The 16954-nt window shown below is 60.6% G+C and carries 12 protein-coding genes; 6 read left to right on the top strand and 6 right to left on the bottom strand.

The features are described from left to right. A partial coding sequence (locus tag ACR0KM_RS03840; protein ID WP_480865456.1) for an aldehyde dehydrogenase family protein occupies positions 1-470 on the top strand: 470 nt, incomplete at its 5' end. 98 nt (positions 471-568) lie between these two features. Here the strand turns inward: ACR0KM_RS03840 and ACR0KM_RS03845 are convergent. Next, the gene (locus ACR0KM_RS03845; protein WP_480857670.1) at positions 569-2875 is read right to left on the bottom strand and encodes a Tex family protein; all 2307 of its coding nucleotides are present in this window, start codon (positions 2873-2875) and stop codon (positions 569-571) included. Positions 2876-3036: 161 nt separating this feature from the next. Here ACR0KM_RS03845 and ACR0KM_RS03850 point away from each other — a divergent pair, with 161 nt between their 5' ends. From ACR0KM_RS03850 to ACR0KM_RS03870, 5 genes are all read left to right on the top strand, one after another. Next, on the top strand, positions 3037-4506 hold the full coding sequence (locus ACR0KM_RS03850; protein ID WP_480857672.1) for a DUF4153 domain-containing protein: 1470 nt from the start codon (positions 3037-3039) through the stop codon (positions 4504-4506). Beyond that, positions 4484-5161, top strand: coding sequence for a response regulator transcription factor (locus ACR0KM_RS03855; RefSeq protein ID WP_480857674.1), 678 nt, complete (start codon positions 4484-4486; stop codon positions 5159-5161). Before ACR0KM_RS03850 ends, ACR0KM_RS03855 begins: the two co-directional genes overlap by 23 nt. Continuing rightward, positions 5149-6114, top strand: a complete 966-nt coding sequence (locus ACR0KM_RS03860) for a sensor histidine kinase (RefSeq protein WP_480857676.1) — start codon at positions 5149-5151, stop codon at positions 6112-6114. The genes ACR0KM_RS03855 and ACR0KM_RS03860 overlap by 13 nt, the downstream gene beginning before the upstream one ends. 75 nt (positions 6115-6189) lie before the next feature. Then, positions 6190-7314 (top strand): tetratricopeptide repeat protein, encoded by a 1125-nt coding sequence (locus ACR0KM_RS03865; protein ID WP_480857678.1) that lies wholly within the window; start codon positions 6190-6192, stop codon positions 7312-7314. Positions 7315-7503: 189 nt separating this feature from the next. Then, complete coding sequence (locus tag ACR0KM_RS03870; protein WP_480857680.1) at positions 7504-9717, top strand: NADP-dependent isocitrate dehydrogenase; 2214 nt, start codon at positions 7504-7506, stop codon at positions 9715-9717. Between the two features lie 372 nt (positions 9718-10089). On the opposite strand, the gene ACR0KM_RS03875 is transcribed toward ACR0KM_RS03870, so the two are convergent. The 5 genes from ACR0KM_RS03875 to ACR0KM_RS03895 all read right to left on the bottom strand — a co-directional run bounded on the left by ACR0KM_RS03875 (position 10090) and on the right by ACR0KM_RS03895 (position 16667). Further along, positions 10090-11196, bottom strand: a complete 1107-nt coding sequence (locus tag ACR0KM_RS03875; RefSeq protein WP_480820949.1) for a peptidoglycan-binding protein LysM — start codon at positions 11194-11196, stop codon at positions 10090-10092. A 44-nt stretch (positions 11197-11240) separates the two neighbouring features. Continuing rightward, positions 11241-12503 carry a substrate-binding periplasmic protein gene (locus ACR0KM_RS03880; protein WP_480820947.1) on the bottom strand — a complete coding sequence of 421 codons (1263 nt, stop codon included), beginning with the start codon at positions 12501-12503 and terminating at the stop codon, positions 11241-11243. A 22-nt stretch (positions 12504-12525) separates the two neighbouring features. Next, positions 12526-13305, bottom strand: a complete 780-nt coding sequence (locus ACR0KM_RS03885) for a PP2C family protein-serine/threonine phosphatase (RefSeq protein ID WP_480857682.1) — start codon at positions 13303-13305, stop codon at positions 12526-12528. Then, positions 13305-14306, bottom strand: a complete 1002-nt coding sequence (locus ACR0KM_RS03890; RefSeq protein ID WP_480857684.1) for an FHA domain-containing protein — start codon at positions 14304-14306, stop codon at positions 13305-13307. Before ACR0KM_RS03890 ends, ACR0KM_RS03885 begins: the two co-directional genes overlap by 1 nt. 204 nt (positions 14307-14510) lie before the next feature. Then, positions 14511-16667, bottom strand: a complete 2157-nt coding sequence (locus ACR0KM_RS03895; protein ID WP_480857686.1) for a serine/threonine protein kinase — start codon at positions 16665-16667, stop codon at positions 14511-14513. Positions 16668-16954 lie beyond the last annotated feature (287 nt).

The following is a 16954-nucleotide window of genomic DNA, read 5'->3' on the forward strand; positions in this document are numbered from 1 at the left end:
GCTGCGTGATCCACGACAAGGCCGCCGAAGTGTTCGAGAACCGCGTCTATCAGGCTGAGAAAGAAGGCGCAGAAATCCTCTATCACCCCGGCCGTCAGGGCGCGCTGCTGCCGCCCATCGTGGTCGACAAGGTGCCCCATGACAGCGAGCTGGTGATGGAGGAAACCTTCGGCCCCATCATCCCCATCGTCCGCGTACCGGATAATGATGAAGAGGTCATGGCAATCTCGAACTCCACCGAGTTCGGCCTCAGCTCAGGCGTCTGCACCAACGACCTGAACCGCGCGATTGCCTATATCCACGGCCTCAACGTGGGCACCTGCAACATCTGGGAACAACCCGGCTACCGCATCGAAATGTCCCCCTTCGGCGGCATCAAGGACTCCGGAAACGGCGTCAAGGAAGGCGTCATCGAAGCCATCAAGTTCTTCACCAACGTCAAAACATACTCCCTGCCATGGCCAAGGTGAGCGGGAGGAGTTTAAAATAAAAAAAGGGCCTCAGTTTGAGGCCCTTTTAGTGATCCGTCGCACGAGGTCTTCGCAAACACCCGAACTTCTCTTTGTGACTATTTGGGCTTCAGAGCGTCCCGGAGTGCGTCACCAAATGCGCTATTCTGCGTGCCTCGAAGGAGCTGGGCGTTCCGGTTACTCTTAGGCTTTCCGTGATGCGCGGGTTTGCGCGGGCCGCGCGCGGCTTTATCCTCTCGCGCGGACGCACCGGCATCTTTGCGCATCGTCAGGCCGATGCGTTTGCGGGGCACATCGACCTCGACCACCCGGACTTTGACCACCTGACCGGTCTTGACCACCTCATGCGGGTCTTTGACGAACCGGTCGGCCAGTTGGCTGACATGGACCAGACCGTCCTGATGTACCCCGACATCGACGAAGGCCCCAAAGGCGGCGACATTGGTGACGGTGCCTTCCATCACCATGCCGGGTTTGAGGTCGGTGATCTCTTCCACGCCATCGGTGAAGGTGGCGGTCTTGAAACTGGGGCGCGGGTCGCGACCGGGTTTTTCCAACTCAGTGAAGATGTCGCGCACGGTGGGCAGACCGAATGTGTCATCCACAAACTGCTCGGCCCGCAGGCCTTTCAGCGCCCCGTCATGCCCCATGATCTGCCGGATATCGCGCCCGCAGGCACTGACCACGCGGCGGGCGACGTCATAGGCTTCGGGGTGGACGGAAGAGGCGTCCAACGGCTCGGCCCCGTCGCGGATACGCAGGAAGCCCGCGCATTGTTCAAAGGCACGGGGGCCAAGGCGTGCGACGTTCAGCAGGTCCTTGCGCGATTCGAAGGCCCCGTTGAGGTCGCGGTGAGTGACGATAGCCTCGGCCAGACCGGGCCCGAGGCCCGAGACATGGGACAACAAAGGGGCCGAGGCGGTGTTCAGGTCCACGCCGACGGCGTTCACCACATCCTCGATCACCGACTCCAATGATTGAGACAGGCGATGCTGATCCACGTCATGCTGGTACTGACCGACACCGATGCTTTTGGGTTCGATCTTCACCAGTTCGGCCAGCGGGTCTTGCAGTCGCCGCGCGATTGAGACCGCGCCACGCAGCGAGACATCCAGATCGGGGAATTCCCGCGCGGCCAGTTCCGAGGCGGAATAGACCGAGGCCCCGGCCTCGGACACCACAACCTTGGTGGGCGCTTTGACGGTTTTGGGCAGCAGGGCCAACGTGTCGGCCACCAGCCGTTCGGTTTCGCGGCTGGCGGTGCCGTTGCCGATGGCGACCAGCTCGATCCCGTGCGCCGAGATCAGGTTCAGGATCGCCGCCTGCGCGCCGCGCAGGTCGTTCTTGGGCTGGAAGGGATAAAGCGTATCGGTTGCCACCACCTTGCCGGTTGAATCCACGACCGCCGCCTTGACCCCGGTCCGGATGCCCGGGTCCAGCCCCAAGGTTGCGCGCGCACCTGCCGGGGCGGCGAACAGCAGGTCCTTGAGGTTGCGCGAAAACACCTGAATTGCTTCGTCCTGCGCGCGGCTGCGCAGATCGGCCATCAGCTCGACCATCATCGACAGGGACAGTTTCACCCGCCATGTCCAACCGGCGACCTTGCGCAGCCATTTGTCGCCCGGCGCGTCGCCTCGGGTCTGCAAATGGGCGGCGACCATCGCCTCGGCCCGCGCGGCACCGGTTTCGGGCTCGGGGGCAATATCCAGCGTCACGATGCCCTCTTTCGAGGCCCGCAGCATCGCCAGCGCCCGGTGTGAGGGGGTTTTGGCCCACAGCTCGGTATGGTCGAAATAGTCGCTGAACTTCGCGCCTTCCTGTTCTTTGCCCTCGACCACCTTGGCGGACAGCAGGGCCTCGCGCTGCATGAAATTGCGCAGCTCCCCCAGCAGGGTGGCGTTTTCGGTCAGACGCTCGGTGATGATATCGCGGGCACCGTTCAGGGCGTCCTTGGCGGTGGGCACGGCGTCACCCAGATAACCTGCGGCCAGCGCTTCGGGATCGGCGGCACGGTCGGCCAGAATCGCATCGGCCAGCGGCTCGAGCCCGTTTTCGCGTGCGATCATGGCCTTGGTCCGGCGCTTGGGTTTGTAGGGCAGATAGATGTCTTCCAACTGCGCCTTGGTCTCGGCCTGTGCGATGGATTTGACCAGATCGTCGGTCAGTTTTCCCTGATCCTTGATCGAGTTCACGATGGCCTCGCGCCGGGCCTCAAGCTCGCGCAGATAGGTCAGGCGGTCGGACAGCGTGCGCAGCTGCGTGTCGTCCAGCCCGCCGGTCACCTCTTTGCGGTAGCGGGCGACAAAGGGCACCGTTGCGCCTTCGTCCAGCAGCCTGACCGCAGCCCCGACCTGTTCGGGGCGGGCGTTGATCTCGGTGGCGATGGTGCGGGCGATGCGGTCCAAGGGGGCCTCCTTATAGTCGGTTGGAGGACCGTCTTAGCCAGAGGGGCAGGCGAGGGGAAGGGGCTTTGACGCCCTGCATGAAAACTGCACGAGCCATGCGCGATGTTCTGCACCCCCGGCAGGTCAGAAAGACGGTGCACTAGAACAAATGGAGCAGTGATATGGGACAGTTTATCGTGCGCGGGGTTCCGGCCTCGGTTCTGCAGGACAGCTGGTGGTTTGATGCGCCCGAGCAGCCGGGTAACCGACGGGATGGCCACACGGGACCCGGCAGGCGGCACGCGGCCGGGGGTCTGGCGCTTCTGGTCGCGCTCGCAGATGTGTTGTTTCTGGACCATCCCCCGGGTGTTTCGCTGGCAGTTTTTGCCTGCGCCGTGGCCGGGGTTGTGTGGTTTCTATTGGCGCGGCGGGCGGGCCTGATCGGACCGGCGGTTCTGCTGGTGCTCAGCATGTTGCCGGTGGCGGAATATGTGCAGGCGCTGTCGGTTGCGATTCTGCTGGGTGGCTCGACCGTGGCGCTGTGCTGGGCGGTTCTGGGCCGATACGAGGGCCCCTCGTGGCGCAGATTCTTGTCTGTGGCCCCGTTGTTGGCGGTCCGCGACGCCATTGAGGCGCTGCGGAGCGGCCATGTCGCATCACGGGCCGATGGTGCGGCTTTGCGCCTGCTACGGGCTTGGGGATTTCCGGCCGGGGGCGGTCTGATCCTGATGTCGCTCATGATGTCCGCGAACCCGATCCTGTCGGACTGGCTTGATCACCTCTGGCGGTTTGACCTTCGCATTGACCGGTTTCTGTTCTGGCTGGGGGCCGCTCTGTTGATCTGGCCGGTTCTCGCCGTTGCGGTGCGGCCCGAATTGCTGGCCGCGCGGAGTGGGCCAAGGCAACCCCGTTCTCTGCCCGGATTTGGCTTGAACGCTGGATCCGTGGCCAATGCGCTGATCACCTTCAACCTGCTGCTGGCGGTGCAGACGGTCATGGATATCGCGTTTCTGTGGGGCAATGCCGACCTGCCCGACGGCATGAGCCACGCCGAATACGCCCATCGCGGTGCCTATCCCCTGCTGGCCACCGCGTTGCTGGCCGGGGCTTTCGCCCTTGCCGCGCGCCCGTTTCTGGCCGAGCGGCAGGGCCTGACCCGCTGGATGATGCTGTGGCTGGGTCAGAACGTGCTGCTGGTGATCTCGTCTCTCATGCGCCTGTCGCTGTATGTTGAGGCTTATGGCCTGACCTATCTGCGGGTTCATGCCGCGATCTGGATGGGTTTGGTGGTAGCGGGACTGTGTCTGGTGGGCTGGCAAATCCTGTGCGGGAAATCGAACCGGTGGCTGCTGCTGCGATCCGCCGCGCTGGGTCTCGGAGTGCTCTACGTGTGTTCTTTCGTGAATTTTGCGGCGCTGATTGCGCGGGAAAATCTGCGCCATCCGCAGCGCTACGATGAATATTATGTCTGCCAACTGGGTCCGATGGCGGCGGCCGAGATTGCGCATTCTCCGCGCCCCACGGGCTGTGCGGCATGGGCGCCGCAGATCGGCAATTGGCGGGAATGGGGGTTTCGCGCGGATCGTGTGATCCGTAGTCTGAACGCCGAAACGAAACCGGAGAGACCTGATGAAAATCCTCGTCGTGGATGACGATCCGCGCCTGCGCGAGCTGGTTTCGATCACGCTGGAGCGTGCAGGCTATCAGGTCATCACCGCGCGCGACGGGCAATTGGCGCTGACCCATGCCCTGCGTGAGGCCCCCGATCTGGTGGTGTTGGACGTGGGCCTGCCCGAACTGGACGGGCTTGAGGTCTGCCGCCGCCTGCGCGCCCGGTCCGAGGTGCCGATCCTTTTCCTGACCGCCCGCGATGATGAGATCGACCGGATTCTGGGCCTCGAACTGGGGGCCGACGATTACGTCACCAAGCCCTTCAGCCCTCGAGAACTGGTGGCGCGGATCAAGGCGATTCTGAAACGCAGCTCGGCGCGAGGGGCGGGGGCTGTTCTGCGCCACGGGCCGGTCGAACTGGATGCAGCGGGCCATTCCGTGCGTATCGATGGTGCCGCGCTGGCGCTGACGGCCACCGAGCTGTCGATCCTGCGTCGCCTGATGCAGACGCCCGAGGCCATCGTCTCGCGCCCGCAACTGATCGACGCGATCTACGGCGCGGGCAGCGCCGTGGCCGACCGCACGCTGGACAGCCATTTGCGTAACCTGCGGCGCAAGCTGGGAGAGCAGGGCTGGGCCAGCGCCATCGAAACCGTGCATGGTATTGGTCTGCGGATGGGCGCATGGCCGGGCTAAGGCGCAAGTGGCGCCCCTCTCTGGGCTTTGTTCTGGGCGGCGCACTGGCCGGTACGCTGGTCCTGTCGCTGCTTGGCCTGATCGCGCTGCGCTATCTGGGCCCCGAGATCGGATTTCGCAACGCGGCGCTGCTGCTGGCGGGGGTGATCGGCGTGGCAACCGGGGTTCTGGGCTATCTTCTGGTGCGTTTGCTACTGCGCCCGATTTCGGCTTTGGCGGCCTATTCGGCCTCGGTCGAATTCGGCCAGACCGCCGCACCACCGGAGCATTACGGAACGCAGGAATTGTCACGTCTGGCTAGATCGGTTCTCGGGATGGCCGAAACCCTGCAACGCCGCGAAGCCTCAATCCGCGGCTTTGCCGACCACGTGACGCATGAGTTGAAGACACCAGTGACAGCAATCCGCGCCGCCGGAGAGCTGCTGGACGACTCACCGGACCTGTCGGATCAGGACCGGGCTTTGCTGTGGCAGATTCTGGGCGCAAACGATCAGATGCAAACCCACCTGAGCGCCCTCAACCGCGTCGCCGTCGCCCGGGTGCCCGAGCATCACGGGGCAAGTACGCTGGCTGAGTTGGCCGACGATTTGCAAGAGCGTTTCACCGGGCTTGATCTGCGGTTCGATGGCCTTGATCAGAGCCTCCCACTCGCCGCATCAGGTCTGAGAGTGGTTCTGCAGCAGTTGCTGGACAATGCCAGCCGTCACGGCGCGGGTCAGGTCATGCTGCGCGCCACACCGGGCCGGTTGACGGTTCAGGACGATGGACCCGGGATATCAGACGGTAACCGGGATCGCATCTTCGCCCCTTTCTTCACAACCGCCCGCGAACAGGGTGGCACCGGTTTGGGACTGGCCATCGCGGCAAGCCTGCTGGATGCACATGGGGGGCAGATTTCGCTGGCCTCGTCTACCGTTGGTGCGCGATTTGAAATAATCTTTCCAACGGCTTGATGGATGTCGTTAACTTGTAAACGAATCGCGTCGATACTATCTATAGTAGAGTTATTTATCAGAAGAGGAGTTTGAATGAAGGTCCGCCTTGCCGCAATAATCATTATCTGCATCGCCGCTCTGCTATGGTATTCCGAGCCTCTGAAGTCGGAAGATCTACTTGCGCAATGCGTAAGCGGACATGGCGCACCGTCTAATTCCATCGTGGCGTGTACTGCGCTAATTGGTACGAATGACCCTCGGCCAGAATACCAGTTTCTTTATTATTCAAAACGTGCTGAGGCACATTACCGGGCGAATATCTACGACAAAGCCCTGTCGGACGCGAACCACGCACTGTCCCTTACGCCTGGCAATCCCAGAATGCTCGTTTGGCGGGCTTACGCACATAATGCGCTTGGAGATCGGCAAGCATCGGATGCGGATTTTGAACAGGTTTTGCGGATCAACAAAGACGATACTTATGCGCTATACAACAAGGCTAAGCTGCATTGTCAGCGTGGAGAAACTGGCTCTGCAACGCGCGACTACGAAAGAGTCTTGGCGATTGTGCCCGACCATCAGAGCGCGATGAAGGACCTCATTAACCTGCTTGCTGATCAAAGCGAATTTGAACGCGTTGAACAACTCCTCAATCAGGCTGCATTGGCGTGGCCCGATAAAGAATGGGTCTATACCTATCGCATTGGTTATGCGCTTCAGTATTCGGGTGATACAGACGTCGCTTTATCGACGGCAGAAAAGGCTGTTGAGCTTTTCCCAGAGTCGTCGACGGCACTTTTGTTTCTTGCCGCTACGAACTTCCGTATGGGATATGATGCCGATGGGATTGCGACTGTTGAAAAATACTTGGTGTTAGGTAACCAAAAACGGAACTTGTTTGAGAGACTGAAGCTAACGGTCTCGAGTTTGCTTTTGGTCGGGCAGAATACAGATTCGATCGCCCGTGCCGTTTTTTACGCTGGCGTCGGCAAGACTGACCTTGCAACAACTGAGATTAAGTCCTTTCTGGCAAACACAGGAGAGAACGGTCGCAAGATCGTATTGCGTGGCTTCAAAAAGGAGGGCTTCTTGATCTCGAAAGACGCGTCCGATGGTGTTCCGGAAGCGATGGATGCGCTGATTGCAGATTATGTCGCCAAGAAACAGGCTGAAGTCGGACTAAGTCACCTTGTCTTTCCTGACCGCCCCGGGATCTGAACCACCCCGTGTCAATATGCGCCTTCAAATACGATTGATCCCAAGCCCATCCTGATTTAAGGGATGCCCTGTCAAATCAGAGTCACCCGTGGGGCACAACTGCCCCGTTACGGCTCGGTGCCATTGAATCACGTTGGCACATACTCTTGGATCGCACGCCCCGAAAGGCTTTAAAAAAGGTAAGGGAATATGGCAGAAAATTCGAACTTCGATATATTGTATACCATTGTAGACGAAGCGCCCGAGCTGGCGAGCGCGTCGTTCCTGCCCATCATCCGCAAGTTCGCATCCGCCGCGGGTGTCAGCGTTGGCACCAAGGATATCTCGCTGGCCGGGCGTATCATCGCGACCTTCCCCGAGAACCTGACCGAGGCGCAGCGAATCACCGATGATCTGGCTGCTCTGGGCGAGCTGGTGAAGACGCCGGACGCCAACGTGATCAAGCTGCCGAACATCTCGGCCTCGGTCCCGCAGCTGGTAGCGGCTATCGAGGAATTGCAGTCGCAGGGCTATGATATCCCGAACTACCCCGAGGAACCCTCGACCGATGAGGAAAAGGCGATCCGGGCGCGCTATGACGCGATCAAGGGCTCGGCGGTGAACCCGGTTCTGCGCGAAGGCAACAGTGACCGCCGCGCGGCGCGGGCGGTGAAGAACTACGCCCAGAAGAACCCGCATTCGATGGGTACGTGGGCGTCGGACAGCAAGACCAAAGTGTCTTCGATGCCGGGCAATGATTTCTATGCCAACGAGAAATCGGCCACCATCACCGCCGCGCAGGCCGGTGATGCGAAGATCGAATTCGTGGGCAAAGATGGCGGCGTGACCGTCCTGAAAGACGGCTGGCCGCTTGAGGAAGGCACCGTTGCCGATGCGACCTTCATGTCGGTCAAGGCGCTGTCGGCGTTTCTGGCCGAAGCCATCGAAGACACCCAGGCAGACGGCACCATGTTCTCGTTGCACATGAAGGCCACTATGATGAAGGTCAGCGACCCGATCATCTTTGGCTATGCGGTCAAGGCGTGGCTGGCCCCTGTGTTCGAGAAATTCGGCGCGGAGCTGGAGGCGCTGGGTGTGAACCCGAACTCGGGTCTGGGCGATCTGCTGGAACGGGTTCAGGGCAATGCCGATATCATGGCCGCCATTGATGCGCTGAAGGGCGACCGCCCGTCCATGTATATGGTCGACAGTGACAAGGGCATCACTAACCTGCACGTCCCGTCGGACGTGATCATCGACGCCTCGATGCCTGCGGTGATCCGTGCGGGCGGCAAGGGCTGGGATGAGACCGGTGCCAAGGGTGACACCAACTGCGTGATCCCCGACCGCTGCTATGCGCCGGTTTATGATGAATCCATCAAGTTCTTCAAAGCCAACGGCGCGCTGAACCCGGCGACTGCCGGAGCCGTGGCCAACGTGGGTCTGATGGCGCAGAAGGCCGAGGAGTATGGCTCTCACCCGACCACGTTCCAGGCACCAGCCGATGGCACCATCCGGATCGTTCTGGCCAATGGCGAGGCGCTGCATTCCCATGAGGTCGAGCAGGGCGATATCTGGCGGTCCTGCACTGTCAAGAAGGCCCCTATCGAGAACTGGATTCAGCTGGCGATGGACCGTCAGCGTCTGACCGGGTCCGAGGCGATCTTCTGGCTGGACGCGAACCGTGCCCATGACGCAGAACTTATCAAATATGTCAAACCGGCGCTTGAGGCGGCTGGCGTGGCTGACAAGTTCCTGATCATGGCCCCGCGCGAGGCGACCCGCCAGTCGCTTGAGACCATCACGGCGGGCAAGGATTCGATTGCGATCACCGGCAATGTGCTGCGGGACTATCTGACCGACCTGTTCCCGATCCTGGAACTGGGGACTTCGGCCAAGATGCTGTCGATCGTCAAGCTGATGAATGGCGGTGGTCTGTTCGAGACAGGCGCGGGCGGTTCAGCACCGAAACACGTCCAGCAGCTGGTCGAGGAAAACCACCTGCGCTGGGACTCGATGGGTGAGTTTTGTGCGCTGGGTGAATCCCTGAACTTCCTGGCCGACAGCAAGGGCAACGCCAAGGCCGGTGTTCTGGGTGCCGCTGCCGAAGCCGCGACGCAGGGCATTCTGGACAACAACAAATCACCCAGCCGCAAGGTCGGTCAGCCGGATAACCGCGACAGCCACTACTGGTTCGCCCGCTACTGGGCCGAGGCCCTGGCTCAGCAGACTGATGATGCAGCGCTTGCGGCCCAGTTCGCGCCGTTGGCTCGGGAACTGGCTGCCAAGGAAGACCAAATTCTGTCCGAGCTGGCCGCAGCGCAAGGTGCGGCTGCGGATCTGGGTGGGTACTATCACACCGATCCGGTCAAGGCTGCGGCAGTGATGCGCCCCAGCGCAACCTTGAACGCGATTATCGGCTGACGCCCAGTTCCCCACTGGCTCGATGCAAACGAAATCCGGCCCCTTCGGGGCCGGTTTTTTTGTTCGCCCCAATAAGAAAAGGGTCGGCCCCCATAGCCAACCCTTTTCTGAGTGAGTGGCGGGGCTGACGCCTCACCGGTGCAGTTAATGGTATCCTACGCTTATTGATCGCGCTGAACATTGGGGGATTCCCGTATGAAGGCCGCTTTTATGCGCTAGATACAGTATTTGAAACACTTATGTTCATACAATTTGGCAAATACCTCGCGATTCGAACCACGGCGTTCGCCAACGCTGCACAAAACCAGCGGGCATAAAAAAGGGGCCGGTCCTTGGACCAGCCCCCAAAAAATGGTCTTTTCGACCGAGGGATCAGTTGGATGCTGCGTTCAGCTTTTCGTTCTGTTCGCGCAGCGTGTCCGAGATGATCGCGTACCACTCACCGGATTCCCGCATCTCGACCAGGCCCTTGTTCATCATGGCGATGTACTCGCGTGCGAAGGGGTTGGTGCGGTGCGCAAGGAAGCTCATCGAGGACAGGGTCGAGACATAAGGGTTCTCGACGATGTCGCTCGACGTCAGACCCATATCCTTCATGGTCGAGGCGAAGAGTTCGACTTCGAATGCGGCCACATCTGCGGTACCGGTCAGAACCGCATCGAGGCATTCGCGGGCCGAGTTCGGCTGCACGACCGAGGTATTTGTGTGGTTCAGGCCAACTTCTTCCAGAACAACCATGCTCCAGCCTGCCATGCGGCAGATGGTCGAGCCCTCAAAGTCCGAGAAATCAGTGGCACCGGCATATTCGCTTTCGGGCAGGGTGAAGAAGCCCCCCACAACGTCGTAGACCGGAACGGACGCAACAAACTGCGTGCAGCGTGCTTCGGTTTCTGCCGACCACTCATACGAGCGGTTGGTGCAATCCGGGATCGTCCATGCGATCGAAATGTCAAACGCACCAAGCGGCAGAAGGGTGTCCAGATGCGAGCTCCAGTCATCCACAAAGCTAACCGAATAGTCGCGGCTGTTGCCCGCGCGCTGCAAGCTGGTTGTTGCAAGACGGGTCATGATACCGCCACCGCTCAGCGCTTCTGTGGTGAAGGGTTCCCAGCCGTTGCCCGCGACCATCTTGATCGGCGGAGCATAGACGTTCGAGCGTTTTACGCTGGCCGCACGTTGTTCCTCGGCTGCGATCACTTCCTGAGCGCTGCGGCCGTTTGGCAGACTGCCATCCTCACAGGGCAAGGCCAGAACCAGACCGGGCTCTAGCGCGCCCGGGTTGGTGATTGCGTTGCGGTTCGCGTTGAAGATGGGCTGATAGTTCGACGTGCCGTAGGCTGCGATAGCGATGGTTGCCATCGTGTCTCCGTCCTGAACGGTGTAGTTGGTGCAGGCCTCTTGCGCAGCGGCGGCGCCTGCGCTCAGGGTCGTCACGGCCGATGCTGAGAGCAGTGCCTTTTTAAGTGTCTTGTTCATCATGTCCTCGTCCTCCAGACTTTTGTTTTGTCAGGCCAATTGGGGCCTTAGCCATTTTCCATTTGATAGCGCAGGGCGGTCGACACGATGTCGCGCCATTCGCCGGATTGCTGCATGATCGTCAGACCCTGGTTGAGCGTCTCAAGGATCGCTTCCCCATCCGGATTATCTTTGTGGGTCATGACGTTAAGCGACTTAATTGCCGCCAGGTTGGGGTTTTCGATGATCTGATGCTCGTAACCCAGACGGCTGATGGCCTCGACCGCCAGATGGGCCTCGATGGCGACGATATCGGCGCTGCCATCCATGACGGCGTGGAAGCAGTCGTCAGGCGAAACCGGGCGCATCAGGGTGATTGCGGGCTCATACAGGCCCACCGCATCCATGTGCGACAAGGACCAGCCTTCGGGGCGGCAGATCGTGGTATCCGCAAAATCCGCGTAGGTCAGAGTTTCTTCATAGCCCGAGCCATCTTTCGCGAAGAACGTATCGACGACTTCGTAAAACGGGTTCGAGAAGTTATAGGTTTCGCAGCGGTTGCGGTCGCTTTCCGACAGGGCCTCGGCCTCTTCACAGTTCGGGCGGGACCAAGGGAAAGTCGCGTCAAAGGCCAGCGTAGGCATCAACAGATCCAGATGCGAGGACCAGTCATTGACGAACTGAATCTTGTATGGCTGCTCGGGCGCGGCCCGCAGCATCGCGGTCTCGACCAGATCGGTGTAGAGACCCCGGTTCGGCAGCGCCTCGTCCGTGAAGGGGGCATAGTTGCCGCCGGTGATCAGCAGCAATTGGCGATCGCGAATCTCGGGCTGCGCGCCGCCATCGGCGTTGCGGATCAGGGCCGCACCTTCGGCGCGGGCGGCTTCGATCTCTTTCTTGGCTTCGGCCTTGGCCGCGATCACGGCGTCTTCGCTGGCTTTCTTGGCCTCGGCTTCGGCGGCGGCCACGCGGGCTTCGGCCTCGGCGATGGCTTTTGCAGCACGTTCTTCCGCAGCTTTGACCAGTTCTGAGGCCATTTCAGCCGCCATGCGACCGGCTTCGGTATCGGGCAGTTCGGGCGCGCGGCCAATGTCTTCCAGACACGGGAAGGTCAGAACATCGCCGACCCGGATGATGTTGGGGTTCGAGCCGATGACATCGCGGTTGGCGTCATAGATGAACCGGTAATCCTCGGTCGCGTAGACCTGGATTGCCAATTCCCGCAGGCTGTCGCCGCGCTGAATCTCATAGGTTGAACACGCCTCTTGCGCCGAGGCCGCCCCTGTTGCGGCTGCAAGAGCCAGGCTGGATATGATCAGATGGGTTCTCATGTTGTCCTGTTTCTCTGCCTTGTTATGTCTGCGCCGGTTTGACCACGGCGATTGAAATATTGTCCTGATCCGGGTCGGCCTTGCCGTGGAGCGCTTGCAGCAGCGCATCCGCAATGTCGCGGGCCGGCGCGTGAACATGCGCCTGCAGCAGGGCCTCGATCTCGGGATTGCTGAGATATTGCAGCCCGTCGCTGCCGAGGATCACAACATCTGCCGGGGTGAGCGCCAAAGGCTCTTCGGGGCAATCCACCTTGGGAATAGCCGCCCCCATGATGACCGAGGTCAGCTGGTTGCGATCCGGATGGGCTTGCGCTTCGGCCTCGGTCAACAGGCCCTGCGCAAGCTGGCCGTCGATCACGGGGGCCATCGAATGATCCTCGTTCATCTGGCTCAGGGTTCCATCGCGGAACAGGTAGAGGGGGCTGTCGCCGATCGAAATCCAGAACAGGTTCTGATCGATCAGCAGGGTGCCCAGCAGGGTGGACCCCAGCCGGACCCCGGAGGTTTCGCCATGGCTGGCCACCTGGGCATTTGCCTGCATGGCTGCCATGGGCAGGGCGTCGAGCAGAGCACCCTTCGTCACGTTGGCGTCTTCAAGCTGCGTGTCCAGCGCCTCTTGCCAGGCGGTGATCACAAGCTCGGATGCGACCTCGCCCGCGTCATGCCCGCCCATGCCATCGGCAATCACGACATAGCCAGCATTGGCCGAGTCAAAGACCCGCGCGGCAATCGCGTCTTCCTGCGTCTCGCGCTGACCCTGGTCCAGGATCAGGGCGATGTCATATGCAGGGGTCGCCAGCATCAATCGGCATCCCGCCAGTCAAAGCCATCGTCGCAGAAGGCGGTAAAGCGGATTGAAGTCTCGCTGATGCGGATCAGGTCGCCGCTGGACAGGGCAATGGTGCTGAGCACCGGCTTGCCGTTCAGACGCACAAGGTTCGCCTTGCCGCCATGACCCAGATAGCATTTCCGGTCCTCGGGGTCATAGGCTATCACAGCATGGTTGCTGCGCGAGATACCGGTATCGCCGAAATCAAGCTGGATGGCCTGATCGTCGTTGCGACCGATCTGCATTAACCCTTCGGTCAGGGTGATGCTCGCGCCACGACCGGGACCGGAGGTGACAACAAGCCAGCCGACCGGGAAGGTCTGCTGTGCGGCCTCGGTCTTGGCGACCGGTTCGGCGGTTTCGATCAGTTCCTGAACATGCGTATCGGCGCGTTCAAAGCCCAGAAATGTTGTTTTCACACGCGAACGACGGTCTTCTACGGGGGCAGGCGCAGGGGTTGGAGCAGGCGCTTCGGCCACCGGCGTCGGTTCGGGCAGTTCGGCAACCGGTTCAGGGGTCGGCTCTGGTGCAGGCTCTGCAACAACTTCCGGCTCAGCCGGTGCTTCGTCGATGGTTTCCGGCTCAGGCGCTGCGGCCTCTTCTGCCACCGCGGCCAGTATGTTGTTTTCCTCGACATCTTCAACCGCGTCTTCGGGGCTGAGGTGAAGGGTGACGATCTGGTCATCTTCCTCTTCTGCGACGGTCTCGGTGGCGATCTCTTCTTCTACTTCGGCAGTTTCAGCTGCTTGCTCCTCAGCAAACTCTGTCATCCCCTCTTCGGGGATCAGCTCATCGGTGTCCTCATAGCTTTCGGAGGCCATGTTGCCGCCACCAAGTGCGGCGCGCAGGGCGTTGAAATCCGCGATCGGTTCAGGCTTTTCTTCCCGCACCGCCTCGACGTCGGCGGTTTCTTCTTCTTTCGGTTTGCCGGCACCTTCGAGAAGCCGGCTCAGAGGGCTTTTATATTTGAACATGGTGTCGACACCTTTTTGAATTCTGGCACGGGGATCATCCCGCGGGGCTGCTACAAACCATTGCGCAACGCGCGCAAAGGCACTGATGAAAGGGAAACGAAGATACTGGTAATGTCGCGACGGGCCGGTTCCCGACGGGGTGAGGTTGTTGCCGTCACCCTCAGCACACACACGCTGGCGAATTTCACAAATAACCGGTCTGAATTACTCCTGCGCCAACGGCATAACCGCCGTGCTTTCTCCACCGTTGCGCATCACGCTCAGGCGCGCCTGTGGCTCGTTGTCCGACACAAGCTGCGCCAGGATGCCATCGAGGCTTTCCGGCTCGTCCACGGCAATTCCGGTCAGCGCCTCGCGCAGCAGCACATCGCCGCGCTGCAGGCCGCCTGCGGCGTCTTGTGGAACCTGAGTCACCACGGTTTGCCATCCGGCATCCCCTGAATGGCGGACGTCGAAACCATATCCGTTTTGCAGGCCGAACATGCGGTATGCGGGCAGGGCCAGCAGGCCGTTCTGCGCCCGGGTCTGGCCCAGCGGGCGATAACGCGCTGCGACGCGGATGTATCCATCAGGATCGACCGTGAAATCATTCAGGACCTGCGCTGCAAGCGAGGCGTTTGCCTGAATGGGTTCACCGTTCAGCGTGAAGATCGTCGCGCCGCGCTGCACCCACTCTCCGATCACCGCCATATCCTGGCCCGCTTCGACGCCATTGATGGCGATGACGTTGCCGGTGGAGCTGCGGCGCTTGGACATGGTGAACGGAATTTCGACATCCCAATGGCCAAAGGCTACCTGATCGGGAGCCAGATCCACGGGTGTGGTCGGGGCCTGAGCAGTTTCGACAGGCGCTGCCTCAACCGCGACGGTATCCTGGGTCGCGGGCGGTGTTTCTTCCACCGGGGCTTCGGCCACAGCGGGCTCGTCCAGCGCGGTTTGTGCCTGCTCGACAGGTTGATCTTGCGCTGATTCCGGTGCCAAAGCAGGTTCGGCCTGTTGCGGCTCTGTTACGGCTTCGGCGGTCTGCTCGACCGGTTCCGGCTCGGTTGCGACAGGTTCAGGAACCTCTGCCGCAACCTGAGTTGCCTCGGGCGTCGACTGATCGCCCGACATAACGAAATACCCTCCGGCGGCCAGTGCGGCGACCACCACCGCTGCCCCCGCAATCATCTTGCCGCTGCCGCCCGACCCGCTTTTCACGACCGTATCGACGGCTGCAACCTCTTGTTCTTGAGGGGCGAACTTGGCCAACTCGTCCTCGGATTTATCCTCGTTGCCCAGTACCAGATCCGAGTTTCCGGCCAGCAGGGCGGTCACGACGGCCTCGGCGTTTTCGCTCTCGGCTTTGATGCGCTCTTTCTCGGCCTTTTCGTCCTGCCGATCCATGCCGACGATGACCGACACAGGACGATATGCGAAGGAGTCGAACATCACGCCGGGGCCGCGGAACATGCGCAGCCAGTCCAGCGCCGATTGCAGGCGGTCGGTGGCGTGCACCTCCATCGCTTTGTCGATCGCCTCAAGGAACCCGTCCGGGTAGCCTTTGAAACGCCCCGTCAAGGGCTCATAGGGATCGTCCTGCCCGTTGTTGAACGCGTTCAGACGGGTCTGACCGTCAATCGGGCGTTCACCACTGATCGCGTGATATAGCGTGGCGGCCAGCACGTAGAGGTCGCTGCTGGGCCCTTGTTCCGCGCCGCGCACGTAGAATTCATGTGGCGAATAGCCGTCCTTGATCACCCGCAGAGTCAACAACGCGGCCGACTTGTGTGCGGCCTGTTCGCGTGCAGCGCCAAAATCAATCAGGACCGGTTCGCCATTTTCATCGATCAGGATGTTGTCCGGCGAGATATCACGGTGGAGCATGCCGCTCTGGTGGATGAACGAAACCGCCGAGAGCATCTTTTCGGTGACCTGAATGATGAAATCCGGGCCACTTTTGTTGTCCGGGTTTTCGACATAATCCAGCAGGTCACAACCCCGGATCAGGTCCATCGCGATATAGGCGGTGTTGTTATCCTCGAACACCTGATGCACATCGACGATATTGGGGTGGACCAGCCGCGCATGGTTGCGGGCTTCCTGAATGAACAGGTCGATAATTGCGCGCAGGTCATCCTTGTGATCGGGGTTGGCCGGTTCGACGACATCACCGCTGCGCCGGCACAGGGCACCCGGATAGCATTCCTTGATCACAACTTCGCGGTCGAGGCTGTCCTTGGCCAGATAGGTGATTCCGAAACCGCCATTGCTGAGAAAACGGAGGATTTCATACTGACCGCGCAGCAGCTTCGCGCCGGGTTGCAGTCCTTCGATCTGAGGTTCGTCGTGCGTTGCGCCGACAGCCTGGTTGTGGCTCATATCTTCCCGCCCATTTCATACGTTTTGCGGCATAGATAACTGGGGCTTCAGCCCGCGAACTCACAACCAAACACAACCGCAGGACACTTGAGACGGTTAGACGTTTCAAATTTGACTTTATTGGGGCCGCCTGATGGCTTCACTAAGGATCAAAGAATCGCAAATAGACGATATAGTGCCGATATTCGATTGCGGTACAACATATTGTAAACTTATGGCGAAAATCTTGGAGTCTATCCTGCCGAATTCGCCAGTTGGTCCACGGATTCGAAACAATGGCGGCGTGA

Source organism: Ruegeria sp. G10 (assembly GCF_056533645.1).

Coding starts and splice junctions, on each gene's coding strand:
- ACR0KM_RS03850 (WP_480857672.1), top strand. CDS start 3,037: ATGGGACAGTTTATCGTGCGCGGGGTTCCGGCCTCGGTTCTGCAGGAC.
- ACR0KM_RS03855 (WP_480857674.1), top strand. CDS start 4,484: ATGAAAATCCTCGTCGTGGATGACGATCCGCGCCTGCGCGAGCTGGTT.
- ACR0KM_RS03860 (WP_480857676.1), top strand. CDS start 5,149: ATGGCCGGGCTAAGGCGCAAGTGGCGCCCCTCTCTGGGCTTTGTTCTG.
- ACR0KM_RS03865 (WP_480857678.1), top strand. CDS start 6,190: ATGAAGGTCCGCCTTGCCGCAATAATCATTATCTGCATCGCCGCTCTG.
- ACR0KM_RS03870 (WP_480857680.1), top strand. CDS start 7,504: ATGGCAGAAAATTCGAACTTCGATATATTGTATACCATTGTAGACGAA.
- ACR0KM_RS03875 (WP_480820949.1), bottom strand. CDS start 11,196: ATGATGAACAAGACACTTAAAAAGGCACTGCTCTCAGCATCGGCCGTG.
- ACR0KM_RS03880 (WP_480820947.1), bottom strand. CDS start 12,503: ATGAGAACCCATCTGATCATATCCAGCCTGGCTCTTGCAGCCGCAACA.
- ACR0KM_RS03885 (WP_480857682.1), bottom strand. CDS start 13,305: ATGCTGGCGACCCCTGCATATGACATCGCCCTGATCCTGGACCAGGGT.
- ACR0KM_RS03890 (WP_480857684.1), bottom strand. CDS start 14,306: ATGTTCAAATATAAAAGCCCTCTGAGCCGGCTTCTCGAAGGTGCCGGC.
- ACR0KM_RS03895 (WP_480857686.1), bottom strand. CDS start 16,667: ATGAGCCACAACCAGGCTGTCGGCGCAACGCACGACGAACCTCAGATC.